Source organism: Yersinia sp. FDAARGOS_228, assembly GCF_002073315.2.
Lineage (GTDB): Bacteria > Pseudomonadota > Gammaproteobacteria > Enterobacterales > Enterobacteriaceae > Yersinia > Yersinia intermedia.
This window is the reverse complement of sequence record NZ_CP020409.2, coordinates 1565536-1590863: the sequence shown is the minus strand read 5'-3', so window position 1 is coordinate 1590863 and position 25328 is coordinate 1565536. Positions and strand designations below refer to the sequence as shown.

Below are 25328 nucleotides of genomic sequence, written 5' to 3'. Positions count from 1 at the left end.
ATTACCGCACCTTCAGCGTCGCCAGGCCAATCAGCACCAGCATCAGCGAAATAATCCAGAAACGCACGATAACCCGTGGTTCCGGCCAGCCTTTAAGTTCGTAGTGATGATGAATCGGAGCCATGCGGAAAATACGCTGCCCACGCAACTTAAAGGAACCTACCTGTAGGATTACCGACAGCGTTTCAACCACGAATACCCCGCCCATAATCACTAATAAGAACTCTTGGCGCAGTAATACCGCGATAGTGCCTAACGCACCACCCAAGGCCAACGAGCCGACATCACCCATAAAGACCTGTGCCGGATAGGTGTTAAACCATAAGAAGCCCAACCCGGCACCGACAATCGCGGTACAGACAATCACCAGTTCACCGGCATGGCGCAGATAAGGAATGTGCAAGTATGCGGCGAAGTTCACGTTACCGGTCGCCCAGGCAACCAATGCAAAACCACCGGCGACGAACACGGTCGGCATGATAGCTAAACCATCCAATCCGTCAGTCAGGTTCACCGCGTTACTGGTACCGACAATCACAAAGTAAGCCAGCAAGATATACATCAAACCCAGTTGCGGCATGACGTCTTTGAAAAATGGCACCACCAGCTCGGTAGCCGCGGTGTCTTTACCGATGCTGTACATGGCGAATGCTGCCGCCAGTGCAATCACTGACTGCCAGAAATACTTCCAGCGGGCGATCAAACCTTTGGTGTTCTTACGCACCACTTTGCGGTAATCATCGATAAAACCGACGATGCCATAACCCACAAGAATGAATAGCACACACCAGACATATGGATTGGAAGGGTAAGCCCACATCAGCACCGAAATGGTGATAGAGAACAAAATCATCAGGCCGCCCATGGTTGGCGTGCCGCGTTTACTGAAATGTGACTCTGGCCCATCGTTACGGACTACCTGACCAATCTGCAATTTCTGCAAATAAGCAATCAGGTGCGGCCCCATCCACAAAGAAATAAACAGTGCCGTCAACAGACTGACAATGGCTCGGAACGTCAAATAGGAAAAGACGTTAAAGCCCGAGTAAAATTTTACTAAGTATTCAGCCAACCAAACTAACATGATGCATTCTCCTGTAACGCACGCACGACATTTTCCATGGCGGCGCTACGTGAACCTTTAATTAAAACGGTGATAACCGGATGTTCGAGCAGCAATTCACTCACACGGGCTGCCAATGTGTTCTTATCCTGAAAATGTTCGCCGTTACCGCTCGCATCACTCAGCGTCTGACTCAATGAGCCAACACTCAGCACTTTATCAATACCCGCCTGTCTGGCAGCTTCCCCCACCTGACGATGGCAATCCACCGCGGTATCGCCCAATTCAGCCATATCCCCCACCACCAGCACGCGGTAACCGGGCATTTCCGCCAGCACTTGTGCCGCAGCAGTCATAGAACCGACGTTGGCGTTGTAAGAGTCATCGAGCAGCAATTTACCTGCCGATAATTGAATCGGGAATAAACGGCCCGGTACAGCTTTTAATTGTGCCAGCCCTTGGCGGACGGCAGCTAAATCCGCGCCAACTGACATGGCTAACGCCGTTGCAGCTAAGGCGTTGGCAATGTTGTGCCGCCCCGGCAGGGGTAATTCGATGGCTATGGTGCCAAAGGGCGAATGCAGGGTGAAATGCGTCGTCTGTGGTGTAATACGCACATCACTGGCATAGAAATCGATATCTTCCGCACCGCGAGGTGAAAAATACCAAACGCGCTTGTTGTGCAGCATTTCCTGCCAGTGCGGCCAGTCATTGCTGTCGGCATTAATAATTGCCGTCCCGTTAGCAGGCAACCCGGCAAAAATTTCACCTTTGGCTTTCGCCACTCCCGCCAGTGAACCAAAACCTTCCAGATGAGCGGCAGCTAAATTGTTAACCAAAGCACTCTCAGGGCGGCTTAAATCCGTGGTATAGGCGATTTCGCCAACATGATTCGCCCCCAGTTCAATCACGGCGAAATCATGCTCAGGCGACAAACGCAGTAAAGTCAGTGGCACCCCAATATCGTTATTGAAGTTGCCAGCGGTATACAGCACATTGCCGCATTGACGTAAAATGGCAGCCACCATTTCTTTTACTGAGGTTTTACCGGATGAGCCGGTTAAAGCCACCACCCGAGCAGGCACTTGTTCACGCACCCACGCCGCAAGTTGCCCCAGCGCCAGACGAGTGTCTTTGACCACTAACTGCGGTGCCCCCACCAGTAAGCGTTTACTTACCAGCAAAGCGCCAGCGCCTGCGGCAACAGCATCTTCTGCAAAATCATGTCCATCAAAACGCTCGCCTTTCAGTGCCACGAACAAACAACCCGCTGTAACCTTACGGGTATCAATGGTCACTTCAGTGATATCGACGTTTTCACTGCCAATATATTCAGCGTTAAGCAGCGTAGACAGGAAATGCAGCGAGACCTTAATCATGCCATCACCCCCAACAAACGGGCGACGGTAACTCTGTCTGAATAATCCAGGCGGCGATTACCCACTAATTGATAATCTTCATGTCCCTTACCTGCCACCAGGACGACATCTTCTTCTTTGGCTTGCATAATGGCGCTGGTCACCGCTTCGGCGCGGCCATGAATTGCCAATGCATGCCCAGCATCCAACAAGCCACTGAGGATATCCGCCACGATAGCCTGCGGCTCTTCACTGCGTGGGTTATCGTCGGTGACGACCACCCGATCCGCCAGTTGTTCTGCGATACCGCCCATAAGTGGGCGCTTACCTTTGTCACGATCACCACCGCAACCAAACACACACCACAACTGACCTTTGCAATGTAAGCGGGCCGCAGCCAAGGCTTTTTCCAAAGCATCCGGGGTATGAGCATAATCCACGACCACCGTCGGTTTACCTGGCGCGTTAAACACTTCCATACGCCCACATACCGGTTGCAGGTTTGGTGCGGTTGCTAATAATTGTGCTAGCGGATAACCCAGTGAAAGGAGTGTTGACAGTGCCACCAGCAGATTACTGACGTTAAACGCCCCCATCAAACGGCTTTCTAATTGGCCTTCGCCCCAGCTTGAGTCAAAAGCGATGCTGGCACCGTTATCGTGATAATGAACGTTATTCGCCGATAACCACGGGCCATTCCAGCCCGTAGGAACCTGGCCTTCCATGCTGACAGCGACTGCTTGCGGCAACTGCCCTAACCAGCGGCGACCGACTTCGTCATCAGCATTGATAATTTTGTGTTCGGATTGATGGGTGGAGAACAGCAACCATTTTGCCGCCTCATAACTCGCCATATTGCCGTGATAATCCAGATGATCGCGGCTTAAGTTAGTGAACACGGCGACAGCAAACGGCAATGCAGCTACGCGGTTTTGAATCAAACCGTGGGAAGAAACTTCCATCGCCGCAAAAGTAGCCCCTTGATCAACCAAATTGCGCAGTAAATGCTGGATATCAACCGCTGAACCGGTGGTATTTTCCGTCGGGATCACTTGCCCTAACAAACCATTGCCAACCGTACCCATTACCGCGCTGGTTTCCCCCAGTGCCTGGCTCCATTGTGCCAACAATTGGGTGGTGGTGGTTTTGCCGTTGGTCCCCGTCACACCGACCAAACGTAATGCTGCACCCGGCTGATGGTAGAATTGCCCCGCCAGCTTGGATAAATGTTGATTCAAATTACGCAAATAAATAACAGGAACACCATGCATCTCTACCACACTGGCATCCGGTGCCACGCCACCGGCTTCGGCTATCACGGCTGCAACACCTTGTGCGATAGCTTGCGGGATATAGCGACGCCCGTCCGTCTGGTGGCCGACAATGGCGACAAACAAATCCCCGGCAGCGGCAACACGGCTGTCTAATGTCATTTCCCGTAGCGCACGCTCCGGGACGTCTAGCCCCCAAGGAGCGAGTAAGTCGCGCAAGTTACGATCTGCCACCTGAACCCTCTTTTGTATTAATCACTAATTCGCTTTTATCACCGGTGGGTAACGCATCTGGCTCAATGTTCATGGTACGCAGAACGCCGCCCATGATGGCACCGAACACCGGTGCAGAAACCGCACCACCGTAATATTTCCCTGCCTGCGGGTCATTGATGACCACAACCAGAGCAAATCGAGGGTTACTCGCGGGCGCAACGCCGGCGGTGTAAGCGAGGTATCGGTCCATATACTTGCCATCCGGGCCAACCTTCTTGGCAGTACCGGTTTTAATGGCAATACGGTAGCCTTTAATGGCGGCTTTCGTGCCCCCGCCGCCAGGTAATGCCACACTTTCCATCATATGCACCACGGTACGAACCAGCGGTTCAGGGAAAATGCGTTCACCGGCCACTGGCGGGTCAACTTTGGTGATCGACAGCGGGCGATAAATCCCCATGCTGCCGATGGTTGCATAGACTCGCGCTAGTTGTAACGGTGTTACCATTAGCCCGTAGCCGAAAGAGAAGGTGGCCCTCTCTATGTCAGACCACCGTTGTTTTTTAGGATATAAGCCACTGCTTTCTCCGACCAACCCCAAATTGGTCGCTTTCCCAAACCCAAACCGTGAGTAAGTATCTACTAACGCTGAGGATGGCATCGCTAACGCCAGCTTAGAAACACCGACGTTACTCGACTTCTGCAAGATCCCGGTCACGGACAGCTCTGCGTAACGGGCCACGTCTTTAATCTGGTGCCCATTAACAAAGTACGGCAAGGTATTCAGCACGCTGTTTTCTTTCACAACGCCATGCTGCAATGCCGTCATCACTACCATTGGCTTCACTGTGGAGCCGGGTTCAAAAATATCGGTTATCGCCCGGTTACGCATCGCATCTTTCGGCGTTCCGGTCAGGTTATTCGGGTTATAAGACGGGCTATTCGCCATTGCTAATACTTCGCCGGTACTCACATCTACCAGCACCGCAGTGCCTGATTCTGCTTTGTTGAATGCCACCGCATTGTTCAATTCGCGATACACCAGCGCCTGTAGGCGCTCGTCAACACTCAACACCAGGTTATGTGCGGCCTGACTATCAACAGAAGAGATATCCTCAATGACACGACCATAGCGGTCTTTACGTACCGTACGCTCACCTGGTTGCCCAGTGAGCCAACGGTCAAAACTTTTCTCAACCCCTTCAATGCCTTGACCATCAATATTGGTGACACCAATAATGTGTGCCATCACCTGACCGGCCGGATAGTAGCGGCGTGATTCCTGCCGCAGATAGATACCGGGGAGTTTCAGTTTATGGATATAGTCGCCAATCGCGGGGTTAACCTGACGCGCCAGATAAACGAAACGCCCTTTAGGATTGGCATTAATACGTGTCGCCAATTGATCCAGTGGGATTTCCAGAGCATCCGATAGCGCTTTCCAGCGAGTATCTAACGTAATACCACCACGCTCGGTCAGCTCTTTCGGATCAGCCCAAACCGCATTGACCGGCACGCTTACCGCCAACGGGCGGCCTGAGCGGTCACTGATCATGCCACGAGCAGTCGGTACTTCCTGCACTCGCAGCGAGCGCATATCACCCTCGCGCACCAGTTTGTCAGGATTAATCACTTGCAGGTACGCGGTACGTAACATCAAACCGACCAATGCCAGCAAAATACAGCCGCACAGCAACGCAAAACGCCAGCTAATAAAGCTGGCTTGTTCTTCCTGGCGCTTTAACTTCCCGGGGCGCGCTGCTTTCATCCGTTACCTTGGCTACTCAACGTCATGGTGGCGACTAATTCCTTTATTTATTGGAAATAACCTATTGTTTAACCACAATATTTTCTTGTGATGGATCAACATGTTGCATTTTCAGTTTGTCAGTCGCGATACTTTCAACACGACTGTGGTCACCCAACGCGTTCTCTTCCAAAATCAGGTTACGCCACTCGATATCCAGCGCATCCCGTTCCAGCACCAACTGCTCACGCTCTGCGGTCAACAAGCGTGTACGGTGAGCGGTGGTTACCACGAAAACAGCAGACACCAACACCGCGATCAGTAAAATTAACGGGATCTTCGCATTGCGGATTAAATCACCGCTGATGACCCCAACTAAACCGTGGCGTTCGTTGCCTATCACTCTTTAATCCTCTCGGCAAAACGCAATACCGAGCTTCGTGCCCGTGGGTTTTCCGCTACCTCAGCATCTGGAGGCATCATTTTGCCAGCCGATTTCAATGTGCGCCCACCCATGCTGCGCAACTGCGCTTCCGTCAATGGCAACCCTGCAGGAACCTGTGGGCCACGGCTATGATGACGAATAAAGTTTTTAACAATGCGATCTTCAAGAGAGTGGAAGCTAATCACTGACAAACGGCCCGCAGGGGCCAGAACTTCAAGTGCGCCATCAAGTGCGCGCTCAATCTCTTCCAATTCACTGTTGATATAGATACGAATAGCCTGGAAGCTACGGGTAGCGGGATGTTTGTGCTTTTCGCGGAATGGGCTGGCGTTGGCAATCAAATCAGCCAGCTCTTTGGTGCGAGTCATCGGTTGAGTAAGGTTGCGCTCAACAATGGCTTTAGCCAGGCGCTTGGCAAAACGCTCTTCACCAAAGGTTTTTAACACCCACGCGATATCGTCGGCGCTGGCTTTCATCAACCACTCAGCAGCAGATAATCCACGGGAGGGGTCCATACGCATATCCAATGGCCCGTCACGCATGAAAGAGAAACCACGTTCAGGGTCATCCAACTGGGGTGATGAAACCCCTAGATCGAGCAATACACCGTCAATGCGGCCAACTAAATCCAGTTCTCGCACATAATGCGCTAACTCGGAAAAAGGACCGTGTACGATAGAGAAACGTGGATCAGTAATAGATTTTGCCGCTTCGATAGCTTGTGGGTCACGGTCAATTGCAATCAGACGCCCTTCTGGCCCAAGCTGGGACAGAATCAGACGCGAATGGCCACCACGGCCAAAAGTGCCGTCAATATAGATGCCGTTATCGCGGATGTTCAGGCCATTTACCGCCTCATCCAGCAATACGCTTGTATGCTTGTAGTTGTTATCTACAATTTTGTTGTTATCTACCATGCTTATAGCGATAAGTCCTGTAGCCGCTCAGACAAGGGTTCCTGAGTGGACTGTTCTGCGTCGATGTCATCCTTGACTTGTTGATACCAGGTCTGTTCATCCCACAGTTCAAACTTGTTGAACTGCCCAACCAGCATCACTTCTTTATTCAGCCCGGCATGCTGTCGCAATGTTCCTGCGATCAGTAAGCGCCCGGCACCATCCATCTGACATTCACTGGCGTGCCCTAACAGCAAACGCTGGACCCGACGCTCAGCCGGATTCATGCTCGACAGACGGGATAATTTTTGTTCAATGATTTCCCATTCAGGGAGTGGATAAAGCAACAGGCATGGTTGGTGAAGGTCTATGGTACAGACCATCTGGCCTTGCGACTCCTCGTTCAGTAAATCCCGATAACGGGTAGGTACGGCAAGCCGCCCTTTACTGTCGAGGTTAACCATCGTTGCACCACGAAACATGACTGAGTTACCCCTTCATGACCCAATTCGCCACTTTACCCCACAAATCCCCACATTAAAGAGTTTACGGATGGTATGAAAACCTTGTCAAGCCAGAGCCGATGCGCTTTGACAATATTTATGGGCCATTTTTGAGATATATCTCGTAGAAGGGGCTATTTTAGTGGTTGTAATAGAAATTAACGTCATGATAAACGGGCTATTTTTCCGCCAATAATTCTAGCTACTTAAATAAATAATTAATTGCCGATTAATTGTCTCATTATTTCCTTCTGCAAGGAATGTCTCATTTTTAGTATGAAAATTGTACGGTCTAAAAATAAACAGCCTGAGTACAAAACCCGCTACCGCTGGCGTCTCCTAAGGAAAAACAGCGATAGTCGGCGGCAAAACCCACAGCAGCACAATAATAACCTTGGGAACAACGAGTGTTACTGGCGCGACATTTTACTTCAATTAACCAATGGGGATTAATCTATTTTGAAATAAATTATTGGTGCATATTTCTTAGCATCACTGAAATATGAATGTCTTCAGGCAGATAAATCTTAAATTAGAAATTTAAGTAAATTAGTTTCTGTTTCACACCTTATTTAAAATTTGAGTTACGTTGCCGGCCCTTTCCTCGCCAACATCAAAAAACACAACCACATGTTTTTAAAGAAAAAATAGACATCCCGCCATTTAAAAAACCACCCAAAGCTCAATTCCTCACAGTACAAAGTATAAAAACCAGACAAATGTTAAAAATAAAAATTTTAAGCTGGTTATATTAATAACGATAGCACTGTAAACTATATCAAAAGCAAAATAGCAATATAATCACCTGCAATTTAAATGATAAGCAATGTATAAATCCTGCTAAAAATCTCATCAATTGGTATTTTGGCAGACTTTTCCCCCAAGTAGGGAGTTAATGACAATGTTTTCAACTGGGTCCCGCCTGCGTAGTGCTGCAGCCGATACTTTTGCGCTCGTGGTGTATTGTTTTGTCATCGGTATGATAATTGAAATCGTGATATCGGGAATGACCTTCCAGCAGTCACTCTCTTCCCGCCTGGTTTCAATACCCGTCAATATCCTTATTGCCTGGCCTTATGGTGTGTATCGGGATGCCTTTATCCGCTTTGCGCGCCATCATGCCGATAAGCATTTTTGGGCGCGGAATCTGGCAGACTTACTGGCCTATGTCAGCTTCCAGTCTCCGGTTTATGCCATAATCTTGTGGTCGGTCGGGGCTGATTTAGAACAAATTACTACGGCGGTTACCAGTAACGCGTTGGTTTCAATGGCGATGGGTGTGGCTTACGGCTACTTTCTGGAATACTGCCGCCGGTTGTTCCGCGTGGCAGGCTATGTTTGAGAATATTCGTCATCTTTCATAATGCAGGTGTGTTGGCGTCACTACTCGGCCCAACAGCGGCCTCACCTCGTTGAGGCCGCTGTTGGCTTCCTACACCATGAAATTTATTGGGTATTAACCGCCCTAACCGGAATATTTATTACTCGGTTACTTGCGGCTCAAACTGCCCCGGCGGAATAAATTGCGGCGAATACGGGTTAACCCCGGTTTCGGTTTATGCGGTTCATCCAGACTGGCTAATACCAACTCCAGCACGCGCTCGGCAACATCACGGTGGCGCTGTGCCACTGCCAGTACTGGGCACTCAAGGAAGTCCAACAGCTCGTTATCACCAAAAGTAGCAATCGCCAGATTACTGGGTAAACGCCCACTTTGCTTTAAGGTCACATCCATAACGCCCTGTAGTAGCTGGAATGAGGTGGTAAATAGCGCCTGTGGCATTGGGTGGGTCTTAAGCCACTGCGCAAACAGCACGCCAGCAGCTTCGCGCTCGTAGCTATTGGCATACAGGTAATCAACTTTACGTGGATCATCTTTCCACGCCTCACGGAATCCCATCTCACGCAAGAAACTGACCGAGAGTTCCGGCAGCGCGCCTAAATACAATACCGACTCTGCGGGGAAGGCACGTAGTTCTTGTGCCAGCATCAGTGCATCTTCTTGATCCGCGCCGACGACGCTAATGAAATGCTCCCGATCAAGCGCCCGATCCAATGCAATGATTGGCAATGGATCATTAGCCCAGCGCTGGTAAAAAGGGTGCTCAGGGGGCAATGCGGTAGAAACGATAATGGCATCAACCTGGCGCTGTAACAGGTGTTCGATACAACGCATCTCATTATCTGGCTGATCTTCAGAACAGGCGATCAACAGTTGATAACCGCGCTGGCGCGCCTGGCGTTCCAGATAATTTGCAATACGGGTATAGCTGGTATTCTCAAGGTCCGGGATCACCAAACCAATGGAACGGGTTCTGCCCGCGCGCAATCCTGCCGCAACAGCATTTGGGTGATAGTTATGTTCCCTGACAACCGCCATAACTTTGTCTACTGTTTTGTCGCTGACTCGGTACTGTTTCGCTTTGCCATTAATGACATAACTGGCCGTTGTACGCGAAACGCCCGCAAGACGCGCGATTTCATCCAGTTTCACATTAACCCCTTATAAACCCAATAAAGTGATGAAAGGCATGATGTCTGCCAGAGCTAAGTATCCCAGTGATTCTCAAAAACGCCGATAAACTGCGGTGTCACAAGCTAAACCACAAGATTTATAGACATAGTTTAACTACGGATATAGCACACTGTAGATCTAACCGCAGAACTCACTCTTGAGCAACCGCTTTAACCGCCATATAACGCTATCTCGGTTAAAAAATAAGAAAAAAAAAGCCCGACACACCTGCCGAGCCTGATTATTGGAGATTAGTCAGTGTTAATAAGTTTCATTAACGCATAATCTTGTCACCGCGTGACACACCGACAATACCTGAGCGGGCAACTTCGACAATTTCTGCCACTTCCCGCACCGCATTGAGGAATGCATCCAGCTTATCACTGGTGCCAGCCAGTTGGACGGTGTAAAGCGTGGCGGTCACATCCACAATTTGCCCACGGAAGATTTCCGCACACCGTTTCACTTCTTCACGCCCGTAACCACTGGCCTGCAACTTCACCAACATGATCTCACGCTCAACATGTGAGCCAGAAACCAACTCACTAACACGCAGTACATCGACCAGTTTATGCAGTTGTTTTTCTATCTGCTCCAGAACCTTAGCATCGCCCACGGTCTGAATCGTCATGCGGGACAGTGTCGGATCGTCGGTCGGCGCGACCGTTAAACTCTCAATGTTGTAACCACGTTGAGAAAACAGGCCCACAACTCTTGAGAGCGCACCTGATTCGTTTTCCAGTAGAACTGATAAAATCCGGCGGCGCATAATTATGTCCTCTCCGTTTTGCTAAGCCACATTTCGTCCATGCCACCACCACGAATCTGCATCGGGTAAACATGCTCCGTTTCATCAACCGTCACATCCACAAATACCAAACGCTTGGTCTCGGATAATTGTGTCAGGGCATCAGCCAGTTTGCTTTCCAATTCATCCGGCGTGCGAATAGAAACGCCAATATGGCCATAGGCTTCAGCCAATTTGACGAAGTCAGGCAGCGAATCCATATAAGACTGTGAGTGTCGGCCAGAGTAGATCATGTCCTGCCACTGTTTCACCATACCGAGATAGCGGTTGTTCAGGTTCAACACCAGCACCGGCAAGTTATATTGCAATGCAGTGGATAATTCCTGAATATTCATCTGGATACTGCCATCACCGGTGACGCAAACTACGGTTTCGTCTGGTAACGCCAGCTTGACGCCAAGTGCTGCGGGCAGGCCAAAGCCCATCGTCCCCAGTCCACCGGAGTTAATCCAACGGCGTGGCTTATCAAACGGATAGTAAAGTGCAGCGAACATCTGGTGTTGACCGACATCAGAGGTGACATAGGCATCACCGCGAGTGAGGCGATGTAAGGTTTCGATCACCGCCTGCGGCTTGATTTTACCGCTGTCTTTGTTGTAACTCAGGCAATTGCGGGCACGCCATTGTTCGATGGATTGCCACCAGTCACGCAAACTATCGCAATCCTGTGTGCAATCAATCTGAGACAACAACTCCAGCATCTGTACCAAGACTTGTTTGGCATCACCAACTATTGGAATATCTGCATTTACGGTTTTCGAAATTGAAGTCGGGTCGATATCGATGTGTACTACCGTGGCATTCGGGCAGTATTTCGCCAGATTGTTGGTGGTACGGTCATCAAAGCGCACGCCAACGGCAAAAATCAGATCCGTATTGTGCATCGCCATATTGGCTTCAAATGTTCCGTGCATCCCCAGCATACCTACGCTTTGGCGATGAGTTCCTGGGAAGCTCCCTAACCCCATCAAAGAGCTGGTCACCGGCAAATTCAGTTTCTCAGCAAGAACGAGCAGCTCTTCGTGACAGGCAGAGTTAATCGCCCCACCGCCGACATACATGATGGGTTTCTTGGCCGCCAGAATAGTTTGCAGCGCGCGTTTAATCTGCCCACGATGGCCTTGTACTGTGGGGTTATAAGAACGCAGGCTAACCTGATCCGGGTAGGCGTAAGGCATTTTTACTGCAGGTCCAACAATATCTTTTGGCAAATCGATAACGACCGGGCCTGGGCGGCCAGTTGATGCCAGATAGAAGGCTTTTTTCAGTACTGTTGGAATATCTTCAGTCCGCTTCACCAGAAAACTGTGTTTCACCACTGGGCGGGAGATCCCCACCATGTCACATTCCTGAAAAGCATCGTAGCCTATCAATGAGCTAGGTACCTGACCGGAAAGCACCACCATCGGTACTGAGTCCATATACGCAGTAGCGATACCGGTAATGGCATTGGTCGCACCTGGGCCTGAAGTAACCAGTACCACGCCAACCTCGCCGGTTGCTCGTGCATAGCCATCGGCCATGTGAACCGCGCCTTGTTCATGGCGCACCAGCACGTGATCGATGCCTCCGACCGTGTGCAGGGCATCGTAGATATCAAGTACGGCCCCGCCGGGATAACCGAATACATGCTTCACGCCCTGATCGATTAACGATCGGACAACCATCTCGGCTCCTGACAACATCTCCATGGGTTTTGCCTCCAGGCTTAGTTTGCTCATTGGATAACGGGAAGTCATTTCCACGGGATCCTGTAGGAAAGGCACTTCGCCCTAATTCCTATATTTATTATTTGTACGTAATAACTTATTAACATAACGTCAGATTTTCTGGCAGGCAAATGGCAATTCGCTGCACTAAAGACAATTTAGTTGGCCGCACTCTGTTTTTGTTCACATTACAAAAACAAAAAACTGCCTGAGAAGGGCTGACCTTAGTTTAAACACCGCCAAGATAATTAATCATAGAACTTAATCAGGCTAAGAATTTTACGCGTTGGTAGAAGAAAAAACGTGGGATGATACCGGGCCAGGTAAGTGAAGGGGCTGAACGTTCAGAAAAACAGCGGCTGCCTGTATCAGAACAGGCAGCAACATGATGACAGTATCGACTAATCGCGGTACATAGAATCAATTTCATTCTGATAACGCTGGAGAATGATTTTACGGCGCAGCTTCATAGTAGGGGTCAATTCACCCGTTTCCATGGTAAATGCCTGCGGTAACAACGTAAAGCGCTTAACCTGCTCGAACAGCGCCAACTCTTTTTGCATATCTTTCAGCCTTTGTTCAAACAAACTGACAATATGGCTATGGCGTAATAACTCTAACCTGTCGTGGTATTTCAGGTTTATCGAACGGGCATACTCTTCAAGTGACTCAAAACAGGGCACTATCAGCGCGGAGACAAATTTGCGCGTATCGGCAATAATCGCAACCTGTTCAATAAAACGATCCTGACCAAGTGTGCCCTCAATCATTTGCGGCGCAATATATTTCCCGCCGGAGGTTTTCATCAAGTCTTTCAGCCGTTCGGTGATAAACAAGTTCCCTTGGGCATCCAACGCCCCGGCATCCCCCGTTTTGAGCCAACCATCTTCGGTGAACGACTCAGCCGTCTCTTGCGGTTTGTTAAAATAGCCGCGCATCACAATGGGACCGCGTACCTGAATTTCATTCTCTGCGCCCAAACGCACATCAATCCCCGGCAGCGGCTTACCGATAGAGCCGAAACGGAAATCTTGCTCTTCCCAACATGAAACGGTGGCACAGGTTTCGGTCATGCCATAGCCGTACTTAATATTGATACCGATTGCCTGGAAAAACAGGATGATATTGTCATCTAACCGAGCACCGGCGGCCGGTAAAAAGCGCACCCGCCCGCCTAATACCCCACGCAATTTACTCAATACCAAGCGATCCGCCAGCTTGTACATCTGCCCGGATAACAATGATAATTTTTGCCCACGTTGCAGGCTTTGGAATTGGCGCTCGCCACACCCTACCGCCCAACGGAACAACATCCGGCGATGCCATTTTGCCAGAGCGACTTTGTCATTGATGGCACTGAACACTTTCTCGTAAAACCGAGGGACAGCACACATCACCGTCGGCTTTACTGCCAGCATCGCTGGTCGCACCCAATCAGTATTGCTGATATACACATTTTGGGCGCCAGTATGCATCACATAGAAGCTCCAGGCCCGCTCAAACACATGGGATAACGGCAGGAAACTAAGAGAGACATCCTCTGCTGTCAGGGTTAAACGCTGATCGTGCAAATAAAGCTGGGCGGCCATATTACGGTAATCCAGCATCACACCTTTCGGTTCACCGGTGGTTCCCGAGGTATAAATCAGTGTGAATAAATCATTTAAGTCGCAGCTATCTATACGTGCAGTGAGTAGATGTTGCTGTACCGCATCAGGCTGCTGCTCAAAATCAGCTAAGTGTTGGGCATATTCACAACCGCGTAAATCAACTGTAGGGTCTAACACAATAATCTGAGCAAGTTGCGGGCACAGCGGCTTTAGCGTTGCGGCTACATCAAATTGCGTTTGTCCGCCGACAAATAAAATACGCACATCGGCATCATTGAGCACATAGGCGGCCTGAGCACTGGTATTGGTGGCATACAATGGAACACTGACACCACGTAACTGCAAAATAGCTAAATCCGCCAACGACCAGGTCATGCTGTTATTGGCAAAAATCCCAATGCGCTCTTGGATGGCAACCCCTAGGGATAACAGAGCGGCTGAAATTTGGGTGACATGGGTATCAACCTGCTGCCAGCTTAATTGCTGTTCGCCCTCTGGCGACCATTCACGCAAGGCTATTTGGTCAGCACGGTGGCTGATTTGTTGGCGCAGTCGGCGCACAAGGTGGTATTGCTCTAATGTGTGGGTCATAACATCGCCGCTCGCTTTGTACTCGCCATCTTTCAAGTTACTGCTGTGAAGCGGCTTGCGCTTATCCAAATCAGGTGACTGGACCAGTTTATCGGGAGCCTTTCGCTTAGCGCCGTCCCGCACCTTGAAATCTATTGGGTATTGATTATCCATTAAAGTGTACTGCAACTTGCAGCTAATTGGCATTCAGCTTACATGTGTTCACTTTTTTTCGCGCAGTCTACCCGCTCTATCGGTTAGAGCAAATAAAATTCAGAGTAGAAGTGTGAGCTGAAATTGACTTTGATGAAAAATAGAGCATTTAGGGCGGCAAGGGGAGTCGGCAGGACAATAGCGTGGCGTTGAACTGAACAATGGCCGACAACAAAAACACACGTTAAGTTAGTTGTTACCTTACCTGCTACTGAGAATAAGATAATTCCAGCAGCAGGGGTTAACAAAAATAATTACGCAGGAATAGTAAGTTGGCTGAGTAGCTCTTTCATCCACTGATGGCCTTTATCTCTATCAGTAGATTCATGCCACGTGAGATAACATGGCCGGTTTGTATTTTTCCAAGGTAAAGAGATAAGTTTCAGATTAAGCGCATCGCTGTATTTTTGAGCAAGCCAACGAGGCGCAATTGCCACAAAGCAAGTTTGAGATACAATATTAAGCACACTATTCATATCAGTACTTTCATATACAATAGTTTGAGCACTGACCTCTGACTCATAATAATGCCCACTGAAAGAACCTACTTTATCCAATGACACTACCGCATGTGACTCTGAAAGGAGTTGTTCTTGCGTAATTGAATTACCAATACGGGGATGGTCTTTCGAGACTACCAGAACGGATTCATCATTAGAGATTGATAAATAATGAAAGTCCGGGCGCTCAAATTTGGTATAACCTATAACAAATTCGGTCTCTTGATAGCGTAACTGATGCTCAATATTATCATTCAAATAGGATTTGATCATGATCTGAACATTAGGCGCTAATTGCTTAATGCATTGTATTATTTGTGCCGTCAATCTGATATCTAACGGACTACAAACAGATAATTTAAAGATTCGCTTACTCTTTTTGGCTTCAAAGCCGGCACCGGGCAACTCATTTTGAACTAATTGCAGGGCTTGCCTCACCGGCCCAAACAACTGACGAGCCCTGGAGGTAGGCTGAATACCTCGGCCATAACGAACGAACAGCTCGTCATTAAACATCACTTTCAAACGGGCAACGGCATTACTCACTGCTGGCTGGGACATTCCCAGTGACTGGGCTGCACGTGTCACGTTATGCATTTGCATCACGGCATCAAAAACGGTTAATAAATTGAGGTCGACACTTCTTAAGTGAACATCACTACCTTCTTTTTTAGTTACTTGGTCGTCGGCTACTAAGTTGTGTTCAAACATGCTTAACTCCACTAAGCTTTATGCAGATGGCATGATTAATAAAAGAACTTTACTGATATTTATATACACCTCAAAATATCTTTATTCTCTTACTATTAACAATACCAATGTTCTCATCACTACTCTTGTTGAGTAAAATGAGTCTCATCCTTGTATAAATGCAAAAGTATTAATTTACTCCCTATCTTTTAGTCAATAACGCCCATAGATAAATTCGCGAACAAAGTATTCACATAAAATATCTTATATATATTTCCACAGAAATTTACATCAAAAATGCCAACCCGTTTAATCATAAGTACCAATAATAAACTTAACAAGATAATCACATCACAAAATGAGATGATTGACAACTATGCCATTAATAAATAATAAATTCATCAATTCAAACTTATTAATCCTTAGTTATTAGCATCAACATATTAAATAATGAATTTAATCTCGTCATTTAATTATACCCACAGAACAAACTCATAACATTTAAAAATAACAAACGCTATTATTTATAATAGTGATGAATATTTATATTAAAAAAATATATATTGTAAAAATAATAAGATTTATTGTGAATTTATCATTGTAATAACTAACAGGCTGCTATTACTTATCTCATTCCCTACCAAGGAGACCTCAATGTGGCATACCAAAACCGACGTTTTCCTCTCTAGGCAGATGATTTATGGCCCAAAATATCAGAGAAGCACAATAATCCATATTATGAAGATTATGCCAAATAAAACAAAATCATCAGTATCTATTTTTAGATTAAAAACCCTATATATTTAATTTTTAGGTTTTTTATGTCGTTATAAGGAATCTATAACCCGCGTAACCAGTTGAACACGCCATTTTAAACAAAAGTTGACATGACCACAAAATTCACGTATCAATTTAGGCAACGCATTATTTTAACCAATGAGAAACTGAAAAATTATGTTCTACTCAACCCGTCTACTAAGCCTACTACTTAACGCATCTCACTTGCGCGGTATGTTGGTGGACGGAAATCAGAACTGATTCAGTCATCAAGATTAACAAGCCCGCGCAAATGCGCGGGTTTTTTTTTACCCGCTAAGCGCAAAAGTAAACACGACAAGGAACAAACCATGAGCCAACAAGTCATTATTTTCGATACAACATTGCGCGACGGTGAACAAGCATTACAAGCCAGCCTGAGTGTTAAAGAGAAGCTGCAAATTGCGCTTGCACTGGAACGAATGGGTGTCGATGTCATGGAAGTCGGTTTCCCGGTTTCCTCCCCTGGTGATTTTGAGTCAGTGCGCACCATCGCTCAGCAAGTCAAAAACAGCCGCGTTTGCGCCTTGGCTCGCTGTGTAGACAAGGATATTGATGTCGCCGCCGAAGCTTTGCGTATTGCTGAAGCCTTCCGTATTCATGTGTTCTTGGCGACATCCACCTTACATATCGAATCTAAATTAAAGCGCTCATTTGATGATGTGTTGGCGATGGCTGTCCACTCGGTGAAACGCGCCCGCAACTATACCAATGACGTAGAGTTCTCTTGTGAAGATGCAGGCCGTACGCCTATTGATAACCTGTGTCGCATCGTAGAAGCCGCGATTAATGCCGGCGCTACTACCATCAATATCCCTGATACTGTCGGTTACACGACCCCTTATCAATTCGGCGGAATTATCACCGACTTGTATGAGCGAGTGCCAAATATTGATAAAGCCATCATCTCGGTCCATTGCCATGACGATTTAGGCATGTCAGTTGCCAACTCCATCACTGCGGTCCAAGCCGGTGCACGTCAGGTAGAAGGTACGATTAATGGTTTAGGCGAACGCGCTGGTAACTGTTCACTGGAAGAAGTGATCATGGCTATTAAAGTGCGTGAAAAGATGTTGGGCGTGCATACCAATATCAATCATCAAGAGATTTACCGCACCAGCCAATTGGTCAGTAAGTTATGCAACATGCCAATACCCGCTAACAAAGCCATTGTCGGCAGTAATGCTTTCGCTCACTCATCCGGTATTCATCAGGATGGCGTGCTGAAAAATCGTGAAAACTACGAAATCATGACACCGCAATCCATCGGCCTGAAAGAAGTGCAGTTGAACCTGACCTCCCGTTCTGGTCGCGCAGCGGTCAAACACCGCATGGAAGAGATGGGTTATCAGGATAAAGATTACAATTTGGACTCCTTGTACGACGCATTCCTGAAGTTGGCGGATAAAAAGGGTCAGGTATTTGATTACGATTTAGAAGCGTTAGCCTTCATTAATAAACAGCAGGAAGAGCCGGAACACTACCGTTTAGACTATTTCAGCGTGCAGTCTGGCTCCAGCGTAATGGCAACGGCATCCGTCAAATTGGTCTGTGGCGAAGACATTAAATCAGAAGCAGCCACAGGTAATGGCCCGGTTGATGCGGTGTATCAGGCCATCAATCGCATTACCGGTTATGAGATTGAACTGGTGAAATATCAACTGTCTGCCAACGGTCAGGGTAAAGATGCATTGGGTCAGGTTGATATCGTGGTTGACCATAAAGGCCGCCGCTTCCACGGCGTGGGTCTGGCAACAGATATTGTCGAGTCATCCGCGAAGGCGTTGGTTCACGTATTAAATAACATCTGGCGCGCTCATCAGGTAGATATTGAGAAGCAGCGCTTGCAACAAAATAATCAGGAAATGGTGTGAACATGACTAAGACTTATCATATTGCCGTTTTGCCCGGAGACGGTATTGGCCCTGAAGTAATGGCTCAGGCAAATAAAGTATTGGATGCGGTGCGTCAGCGTTTCGGCATCAAGATTTCAACCAGCGCTTATGATGTGGGTGGTGCAGCCATCGACCGTCACGGCAGCCCGTTACCCGCAGCGACTGTCAGCGGATGTGAGCAGGCTGACGCTATCTTGTTTGGCTCGGTAGGCGGCCCGAAATGGGAACATTTGCCCCCGGCAGAACAACCTGAGCGTGGTGCGTTGTTGCCATTGCGCAAGCACTTTAAATTATTCAGCAACTTGCGCCCAGCGCGGTTGTATCAAGGGTTAGAAGATTTCTGCCCATTGCGCAGCGATATTGCCGCTAAAGGTTTTGATATTCTGTGTGTGCGTGAATTAACTGGCGGCATCTACTTCGGCCAACCCAAAGGCCGTGAAGGCCAAGGCCAGCACGAGCGCGCTTTTGATACCGAAGTTTATCATCGCTTTGAAATTGAACGTATTGCCCGAATTGCCTTTGAATCTGCGCGTAAACGCCGTGGCAAGGTTACTTCTATTGATAAAGCCAATGTGTTGCAAAGCTCTATTCTGTGGCGTGAAGTGGTAACCGCCATTGCAGCCGATTACCCAGATGTTGCGTTGTCCCATATGTATATCGATAACGCCACCATGCAGTTGATCAAAGACCCTTCCCAGTTTGATGTGTTGCTGTGTTCTAACTTGTTTGGCGATATTTTGTCTGATGAGTGCGCCATGATAACGGGTTCAATGGGGATGTTGCCGTCGGCCAGCTTGAACGAACAAGGTTTCGGTTTATATGAACCCGCAGGTGGCTCCGCACCCGATATCGCGGGCAAAAATATCGCCAACCCGATTGCCCAGATTCTGTCATTAACTCTGCTATTGCGTTTCAGTTTGGGTAAAGACGATGCCGCCGATGCTATTGAGCGCGCGATCAACCAGGCATTAGAACAAGGCTATCGCACGGCTGATTTGGCTGGCGAAGGTAAAGCCATCGGTACCAACGAAATGGGCGATGTTATCGCTAAATTCGTAATGGAGGGAGTGTAAAATGGGCAAGACGTTATATCAAAACAAGACTTTATATCAAAAATTGTACGATGCGCACATCGTTTACGAAGCGCCAAATGAAACGCCATTGTTGTACATCGACCGCCATCTGGTACATGAAGTTACCTCGCCGCAAGCCTTTGATGGTTTGCGCGCGATGGGTCGCCCGGTGCGTCAGCCGGGTAAAACCTTTGCCACGATGGACCACAACGTTTCAACCCAAACCAAAGATATCAATGCCAGCGGCGAAATGGCCCGTATTCAGATGCAGGAGCTGATTAAGAACTGTGCTGAGTTTGGTGTCTCTTTATATGACCTGAATCATCCGTTCCAAGGTATCGTCCATGTGATTGGCCCTGAACAAGGCATGACGTTACCGGGCATGACCATCGTCTGTGGTGACTCACACACGGCGACCCATGGCGCATTCGGATCATTGGCCTTCGGTATCGGCACCTCAGAGGTTGAGCATGTGCTGGCAACCCAGACCCTGAAACAGGGCCGTGCCAAAACCATGAAAATCGAAGTTAACGGTACTGTCGGTGCAGGGATTACCGCCAAAGACATCGTATTGGCGATTATCGGCAAGACCGGTAGTGCAGGCGGCACCGGGCATGTGGTGGAGTTCTGTGGCAGCGCCATTGAAGCACTGAGCATGGAAGGCCGGATGACATTATGTAACATGGCAATCGAGATGGGTGCTAAAGCCGGTTTAGTCGCCCCGGATGACACCACTTTCGACTACCTGAAAGGTCGTCAGTTCGCCCCAACCGGCGAGCAGTGGGAACAAGGTGTGGCCTACTGGCGCACGTTGAAATCTGATGCTGATGCCAAATTTGACACTATCGTCACCCTGGATGCCGCAGATATCGCGCCACAAGTCACTTGGGGCACCAACCCAGGCCAGGTCATTGCGGTTAATGACATGATTCCTGCGCCTGAGTCATTCAATGATCCAGTTGAACGTGCCTCGGCGGAAAAAGCCTTGGCGTATATGGATTTGCGCCCCGGCATTAAGTTGACCGAGGTAGCAATTGATAAAGTCTTTATCGGTTCCTGCACCAACTCACGTATTGAAGATTTGCGTGCCGCCGCCGCTGTGGCACAAGGGCGTAAAGTCGCGACGGGCGTGCAAGCCATTGTAGTACCTGGCTCAGGCCCGGTAAAAGCGCAGGCAGAAGCGGAAGGTCTGGACAAGATCTTTATCGATGCCGGTTTTGAGTGGCGCTTGCCCGGTTGTTCCATGTGCTTGGCGATGAACAACGACCGCCTGGAACCCGGAGAGCGTTGTGCCTCCACCAGCAACCGTAACTTTGAAGGCCGTCAGGGCCGTGGTGGCCGCACACATTTGGTTAGCCCGGCCATGGCCGCCGCCGCCGCTGTCAGTGGTCATTTTGCTGATGTTCGCGACTTAGAAGCCGCTACCCACTAACCGGAGACACCATTATGGCTAAATTTACTCAACACACGGGTTTGGTCGCTCCGTTGGATGCGGCAAATGTCGATACCGACGCGATTATCCCAAAACAGTTTTTACAAAAAGTGACTCGCACTGGCTTCGGCCAACACTTATTTAACGACTGGCGTTTTCTTGACGATGCAGGCCAGGTGCCAAACCCTGAGTTTGTGCTGAACCAACCCCGCTATCTGGGTGCAACTATTCTGTTGGCGCGTGAGAATTTCGGTTGTGGCTCCTCGCGGGAACATGCGCCATGGGCGCTGACCGATTTCGGTTTCAAAGTGGTTATTGCCCCTAGTTTCGCTGATATATTTTACGGTAACTCGTTTAATAACCAATTATTACCGGTGACCCTAAGCGAAGCGGATATCGATACCTTATTCCAATTGGTTAACGACAATGAAGGCATTGAGTTTATTGTTGATTTGGAAGAGCAAACCGTGAAGGCCGGTGGCAATAGTTATTCTTTTGAAATAGACAGCTTCCGCCGCCATTGTATGATTAATGGCTTGGACAGTATTGGCCTGACGTTGCAGCATGAAAGTAATATTTCTGCATATGAAAAACAGCAACCGGCATTTTTACGTTAATTTATTTTAAGTTAATTTTGTGAGTATATTGTTGGTGTCAGGTAAGCCCTGACCCAACAATTCAAAATCTATAAAAATACTAATTAAAAACGCATCCTTTCTTAGTTCATTTTTCACGAAAAAAGCCAAATCCCATATCAATCAACTTGTTATATAACAGTTTCTCAAGTTATTATTTTAACTAAGTATTAATGATTCTGATATTGACTAATTTGATTATATTTTGTGCTGGCGGTCACTTTTTATTTCTTCAACCACGGTATGCTGTCATCCTCCATCCACACCTAGAGGGCGCCTTATGACACGCATTGCATTGCGTTACGAAGCTCGCATCTCCGGCGATAGCCGAGCCTGGTTTAATATAGATTACCGCCTCGCCAACGATTTCCCGCGTTAACACCTCCATTGCTTATTCAGCTTAGGCTGAAAACACTCATTTATTTATTTTATTGCCGTCATTGGTAATGCGAATAACTATTTTCGCTCGCCACACATGACTGCATTTTTAATATTAATATATATGCCCAAAGTAATTGGAGTTGCAGAGCCGTTAGCTGCGACTGCAAGTATCAAGGGTATTTGGAGTCATAAGCCATGAAACGTATCCCAGAACCCTTCCGTATTAAAATGGTTGAAAATATTCGGATGACCAACCGGGAAGATCGTGAGAAAGCATTAATCGAAGCAGGCTATAACCCATTCTTACTGCCAAGTGAAGATGTCTATATTGATTTGCTCACCGACTCTGGCACCGGTGCGATGAGTGACCGCCAATGGGCCGGGTTAATGATGGGCGATGAGGCCTATGCCGGCTCGCGTAACTACTATCACTTGTGTGACCAAGTGAAGAAACTGATTGGCTATCCGTTTACTATCCCAACCCATCAGGGGCGTGGCGCTGAACAGATTCTGTTCCCTTGCCTGATTGCGAAAAAACAAAAGGCCGGTGGGGGTAAGAAGCCAGTCTTTATTTCCAATTTCCACTTTGATACCACGGCGGCTCACGTTGAGATGAATGGTGCGAAGGCAATTAACGTAGTCACACCGAAAGCCTTTGATACCGTTGCATATTATGACTGGAAAGGGGATTTCGATTTAGATCAGTTAAAAGCAACCATTGCCGAACATGGTGCAGAAAACGTGGTTTCTATTATTACCACCGTGACCTGTAATAGCTCCGGCGGCCAGCCTATTTCTATGAGCAATATGCGCGAAGTGTATCGCATCGCTCAGCAGCACAATATTCCAGTGGTGATCGACTCCGCTCGCTTCTGTGAAAATGCCTGGTTTATCAAACAAAGAGAGCCGGGTTACGCGGATAAATCCGTCAAAGAAATCATTTTAGAGATGTACCAATATGGCGATATGTTAACCATGTCTGCCAAAAAAGACCCCATGGTAAATATTGGTGGATTATGTTGTTTCCGTACCGATGAAGACCTATTCAACGATGTTCGCATCCGTTGTGTGCCAATGGAAGGGTTTGTCACCTATGGCGGTTTAGCTGGTCGTGATATGGAAGCACTGGCCATCGGGCTGGAAGAAGGAATGAACGAGGACTTCCTGAAGTACCGTATCGGACAGGTAGAATATTTGGGTGACCGCCTGCGGGCGGGCGGGATCCCAATTCAGTATCCTACCGGCGGCCACGCGGTATTTGTCGATGCCAAGATTCTGCTGCCACATATTCCGGCTGAGCAATTCCCAGCCCAAGCCTTGAATAACGAACTGTATCTGGAGGCAGGTATCCGCAGTGTGGAAATTGGCTCGCTACTGCTGGGGCGAGATCCAGAAACGGGTAAACAAAAACCGTCACCGCTGGAACTGCTGCGCCTGACGATCCCGCGCCGGGTCTACACCAACGACCATATGGATTACATCGCCGACGCACTGATTTCGCTCAAATCACGCGCTCATGATATCAAAGGCTTAACCTTTACTTACGAACCCCCTGTTCTGCGCCACTTTGTTGCCCGGTTAAAACCGGTCGAATAAAGCGCGACTACCACTCTAACAACACGCCCCCTGTTCACTTCAGGCAGGGGGAATATTGCTGCCAAATCGCTACCTCTATAAGTGGTAAAACCACACGAGGACACCCTACTATGGCCCAAACAACACTGGAAGATCAGGTCGCAGCACGTAAAATTAAAAATCCTTCCCTGCTCGGCGGAGCAATGATTATTGCAGGAACCATCGTCGGCGCAGGTATGTTTTCATTACCGGTCGTTATGTCAGGGATCTGGTTTTATTGGTCTATTGCCGTTTTGGTTTTTACCTGGTTTTGTATGCTTCATTCAGGATTAATGATCCTCGAAGCTAACCTCAATTATCATACCGGTGCCAGTTTTGACACCATCACCAAAGACTTACTGGGTAACGGCTGGAATGTAATCAATGGCCTGACTGTCGCCTTTGTGCTCTACATTCTGACTTACGCTTATATCTCTGCCAGCGGTTCGGTTATTCAACACACGTTGCGCGGGATGGGGATCGATTTTCCGGCCCGATTAGGCGGACTGTTCTTTGCTCTGTTTGTCGCCTTTATTGTCTGGCTCAGCACCACAGCCGTCAGCCGGATGACCACCATCGTGCTGGGCGCTAAAATTCTCACCTTCTTTATGACGTTCGGCGGGCTGTTGGGCCATGTCGAACCGGTGAAACTGTTTAACCTGAGCGAAGCCAATCCCAGCTATCTGCCTTACCTGCTGATGACCTTGCCGTTCTGCCTGGCATCATTCGGTTACCACGGCAACGTCCCCAGTTTGATGAAGTATTACGGCAAGAATCCACATCGTATCCGTAACTGCCTGCTGATTGGTACTCTGCTGGCGCTGACCCTCTATATCATCTGGCTGGTCGGCACGATGGGCAATATCCCACGGCCACAATTTCGCGAGATAGCCAGCCAGGGCGGCAATATTGATGTATTGGTCAGTGCGCTTGGTGGGATTTTGCAAAGTTCATCGATGGACCTGCTGCTAACTGTCTTCTCAAACTTCGCGGTCGCCAGCTCATTCCTTGGCGTAACATTGGGACTATTTGATTATCTTGCGGATTTATTTAAGTTTGACGACAGTCGCTTAGGACGTGGGAAGACTGCGGTTATCACCTTCCTGCCGCCAATATTGGGTGGGCTGATATATCCAGATGGTTTCATTTACGCTATCGGCTATGCCGGGCTGGCAGCTACCGTCTGGGCGGCCATCGTACCGGCACTGCTGGCACGCGCTTCACGTAAGCGCTTCGGCAGCCCACTGTATCGTGTGTGGGGCGGTACCCCATTGATTATTGTGATTTTACTGTTTGGGGCGGTTAACGCCATCGCCCATATTTTATCCAGTCTGAACCTGTTACCCATCTATTAAGCTCTTTCGCAAG

At 48.3% G+C, this 25328-nt stretch carries 20 protein-coding genes; 8 read left to right on the top strand and 12 right to left on the bottom strand.

Annotated features, from left to right (window positions below; translation table 11 throughout):
• Position 1: 1 nt before the first annotated feature.
• The 7 genes from mraY to mraZ all read right to left on the bottom strand — a co-directional run bounded on the left by mraY (position 2) and on the right by mraZ (position 7478).
• The gene (mraY, locus tag A6J67_RS07250; RefSeq protein ID WP_032905459.1) at positions 2-1084 is read right to left on the bottom strand and encodes a phospho-N-acetylmuramoyl-pentapeptide-transferase; all 1083 of its coding nucleotides are present in this window, start codon (positions 1082-1084) and stop codon (positions 2-4) included.
• A complete protein-coding gene (gene murF / locus A6J67_RS07245; RefSeq protein ID WP_050288120.1) occupies positions 1078-2442 on the bottom strand; it encodes a UDP-N-acetylmuramoyl-tripeptide--D-alanyl-D-alanine ligase in 1365 nt (454 codons plus the stop codon). The genes mraY and murF overlap by 7 nt, the downstream gene beginning before the upstream one ends.
• A complete protein-coding gene (gene murE, locus A6J67_RS07240; RefSeq protein WP_192945363.1) occupies positions 2439-3926 on the bottom strand; it encodes a UDP-N-acetylmuramoyl-L-alanyl-D-glutamate--2,6-diaminopimelate ligase in 1488 nt (495 codons plus the stop codon). Before murE ends, murF begins: the two co-directional genes overlap by 4 nt.
• Positions 3913-5676, bottom strand: coding sequence for a peptidoglycan glycosyltransferase FtsI (locus A6J67_RS07235; RefSeq protein WP_005181406.1), 1764 nt, complete (start codon positions 5674-5676; stop codon positions 3913-3915). Before A6J67_RS07235 ends, murE begins: the two co-directional genes overlap by 14 nt.
• A gap of 61 nt (positions 5677-5737) precedes the next feature.
• Positions 5738-6058, bottom strand: coding sequence for a cell division protein FtsL (gene ftsL, locus A6J67_RS07230; RefSeq protein WP_032905456.1), 321 nt, complete (start codon positions 6056-6058; stop codon positions 5738-5740).
• Positions 6055-7017 carry a 16S rRNA (cytosine(1402)-N(4))-methyltransferase RsmH gene (gene rsmH, locus A6J67_RS07225; protein WP_005181402.1) on the bottom strand — a complete coding sequence of 321 codons (963 nt, stop codon included), beginning with the start codon at positions 7015-7017 and terminating at the stop codon, positions 6055-6057. The genes ftsL and rsmH overlap by 4 nt, the downstream gene beginning before the upstream one ends.
• Before the next feature lie 2 nt (positions 7018-7019).
• Positions 7020-7478, bottom strand: coding sequence for a division/cell wall cluster transcriptional repressor MraZ (gene mraZ, locus A6J67_RS07220; protein WP_004875568.1), 459 nt, complete (start codon positions 7476-7478; stop codon positions 7020-7022).
• A 922-nt stretch (positions 7479-8400) separates the two neighbouring features.
• On the opposite strand from mraZ, the gene A6J67_RS07215 reads away from it, so the two are divergent.
• Positions 8401-8841, top strand: coding sequence for an L-alanine exporter AlaE (locus A6J67_RS07215; protein WP_050072520.1), 441 nt, complete (start codon positions 8401-8403; stop codon positions 8839-8841).
• 147 nt (positions 8842-8988) lie between these two features.
• Here the strand turns inward: A6J67_RS07215 and cra are convergent, their stop codons facing one another.
• The 5 genes from cra to leuO form a co-directional block, all read right to left on the bottom strand.
• Positions 8989-9993, bottom strand: coding sequence for a catabolite repressor/activator (gene cra / locus A6J67_RS07210; protein WP_005181395.1), 1005 nt, complete (start codon positions 9991-9993; stop codon positions 8989-8991).
• Positions 9994-10288: 295 nt separating this feature from the next.
• A complete protein-coding gene (ilvN, locus tag A6J67_RS07205; RefSeq protein ID WP_004388986.1) occupies positions 10289-10783 on the bottom strand; it encodes an acetolactate synthase small subunit in 495 nt (164 codons plus the stop codon).
• Positions 10784-10785: 2 nt separating this feature from the next.
• A complete protein-coding gene (gene ilvI / locus A6J67_RS07200; RefSeq protein ID WP_050288168.1) occupies positions 10786-12513 on the bottom strand; it encodes an acetolactate synthase 3 large subunit in 1728 nt (575 codons plus the stop codon).
• Between the two features lie 419 nt (positions 12514-12932).
• Positions 12933-14732: an AMP-dependent synthetase/ligase gene (locus A6J67_RS07195; RefSeq protein ID WP_032905549.1), complete on the bottom strand. Its 1800-nt coding sequence runs from the start codon at positions 14730-14732 to the stop codon at positions 12933-12935.
• Between the two features lie 446 nt (positions 14733-15178).
• Entirely contained in the window at positions 15179-16135 is a 957-nt protein-coding gene (gene leuO, locus A6J67_RS07190; RefSeq protein ID WP_042568569.1) for a transcriptional regulator LeuO, read from the bottom strand.
• A 1106-nt stretch (positions 16136-17241) separates the two neighbouring features.
• Between leuO and leuA the strand changes: the two genes are divergently transcribed.
• The 7 genes from leuA to mtr all read left to right on the top strand — a co-directional run bounded on the left by leuA (position 17242) and on the right by mtr (position 25315).
• Positions 17242-18804, top strand: a complete 1563-nt coding sequence (gene leuA / locus A6J67_RS07185) for a 2-isopropylmalate synthase (RefSeq protein ID WP_005181379.1) — start codon at positions 17242-17244, stop codon at positions 18802-18804.
• 2 nt (positions 18805-18806) lie between these two features.
• Positions 18807-19898: a 3-isopropylmalate dehydrogenase gene (gene leuB, locus A6J67_RS07180; protein WP_005181376.1), complete on the top strand. Its 1092-nt coding sequence runs from the start codon at positions 18807-18809 to the stop codon at positions 19896-19898.
• A 1-nt stretch (position 19899) separates the two neighbouring features.
• Positions 19900-21330 carry a 3-isopropylmalate dehydratase large subunit gene (gene leuC / locus A6J67_RS07175; RefSeq protein WP_050296835.1) on the top strand — a complete coding sequence of 477 codons (1431 nt, stop codon included), beginning with the start codon at positions 19900-19902 and terminating at the stop codon, positions 21328-21330.
• A 14-nt stretch (positions 21331-21344) separates the two neighbouring features.
• Positions 21345-21947: a 3-isopropylmalate dehydratase small subunit gene (leuD, locus tag A6J67_RS07170; RefSeq protein ID WP_005181370.1), complete on the top strand. Its 603-nt coding sequence runs from the start codon at positions 21345-21347 to the stop codon at positions 21945-21947.
• A 298-nt stretch (positions 21948-22245) separates the two neighbouring features.
• Entirely contained in the window at positions 22246-22344 is a 99-nt protein-coding gene (gene tnaC / locus A6J67_RS07165; RefSeq protein ID WP_071843463.1) for a tryptophanase leader peptide, read from the top strand.
• Between the two features lie 197 nt (positions 22345-22541).
• The gene (tnaA, locus tag A6J67_RS07160) at positions 22542-23942 is read left to right on the top strand and encodes a tryptophanase (protein WP_005181367.1); all 1401 of its coding nucleotides are present in this window, start codon (positions 22542-22544) and stop codon (positions 23940-23942) included.
• A gap of 110 nt (positions 23943-24052) precedes the next feature.
• On the top strand, positions 24053-25315 hold the full coding sequence (gene mtr, locus A6J67_RS07155) for a tryptophan permease (RefSeq protein WP_005181363.1): 1263 nt from the start codon (positions 24053-24055) through the stop codon (positions 25313-25315).
• The last annotated feature ends 13 nt before the right edge of the window (positions 25316-25328 follow it).

Bases quoted from the DNA above. Each gene is read 5' to 3' on its own strand.
- A6J67_RS07195 (WP_032905549.1), bottom strand. From the start codon at position 14,732: ATGACCCACACATTAGAGCAATACCACCTTGTGCGCCGACTGCGCCAA.
- leuO (WP_042568569.1), bottom strand. From the start codon at position 16,135: ATGTTTGAACACAACTTAGTAGCCGACGACCAAGTAACTAAAAAAGAA.
- tnaA (WP_005181367.1), top strand. From the start codon at position 22,542: ATGAAACGTATCCCAGAACCCTTCCGTATTAAAATGGTTGAAAATATT.
- leuD (WP_005181370.1), top strand. From the start codon at position 21,345: ATGGCTAAATTTACTCAACACACGGGTTTGGTCGCTCCGTTGGATGCG.
- rsmH (WP_005181402.1), bottom strand. From the start codon at position 7,017: ATGGTAGATAACAACAAAATTGTAGATAACAACTACAAGCATACAAGC.
- A6J67_RS07215 (WP_050072520.1), top strand. From the start codon at position 8,401: ATGTTTTCAACTGGGTCCCGCCTGCGTAGTGCTGCAGCCGATACTTTT.
- leuC (WP_050296835.1), top strand. From the start codon at position 19,900: ATGGGCAAGACGTTATATCAAAACAAGACTTTATATCAAAAATTGTAC.
- mraY (WP_032905459.1), bottom strand. From the start codon at position 1,084: ATGTTAGTTTGGTTGGCTGAATACTTAGTAAAATTTTACTCGGGCTTT.
- tnaC (WP_071843463.1), top strand. From the start codon at position 22,246: ATGACACGCATTGCATTGCGTTACGAAGCTCGCATCTCCGGCGATAGC.
- ilvN (WP_004388986.1), bottom strand. From the start codon at position 10,783: ATGCGCCGCCGGATTTTATCAGTTCTACTGGAAAACGAATCAGGTGCG.
- ilvI (WP_050288168.1), bottom strand. From the start codon at position 12,513: ATGGAGATGTTGTCAGGAGCCGAGATGGTTGTCCGATCGTTAATCGAT.
- leuB (WP_005181376.1), top strand. From the start codon at position 18,807: ATGACTAAGACTTATCATATTGCCGTTTTGCCCGGAGACGGTATTGGC.
- mtr (WP_005181363.1), top strand. From the start codon at position 24,053: ATGGCCCAAACAACACTGGAAGATCAGGTCGCAGCACGTAAAATTAAA.
- mraZ (WP_004875568.1), bottom strand. From the start codon at position 7,478: ATGTTTCGTGGTGCAACGATGGTTAACCTCGACAGTAAAGGGCGGCTT.
- A6J67_RS07235 (WP_005181406.1), bottom strand. From the start codon at position 5,676: ATGAAAGCAGCGCGCCCCGGGAAGTTAAAGCGCCAGGAAGAACAAGCC.
- leuA (WP_005181379.1), top strand. From the start codon at position 17,242: ATGAGCCAACAAGTCATTATTTTCGATACAACATTGCGCGACGGTGAA.
- murF (WP_050288120.1), bottom strand. From the start codon at position 2,442: ATGATTAAGGTCTCGCTGCATTTCCTGTCTACGCTGCTTAACGCTGAA.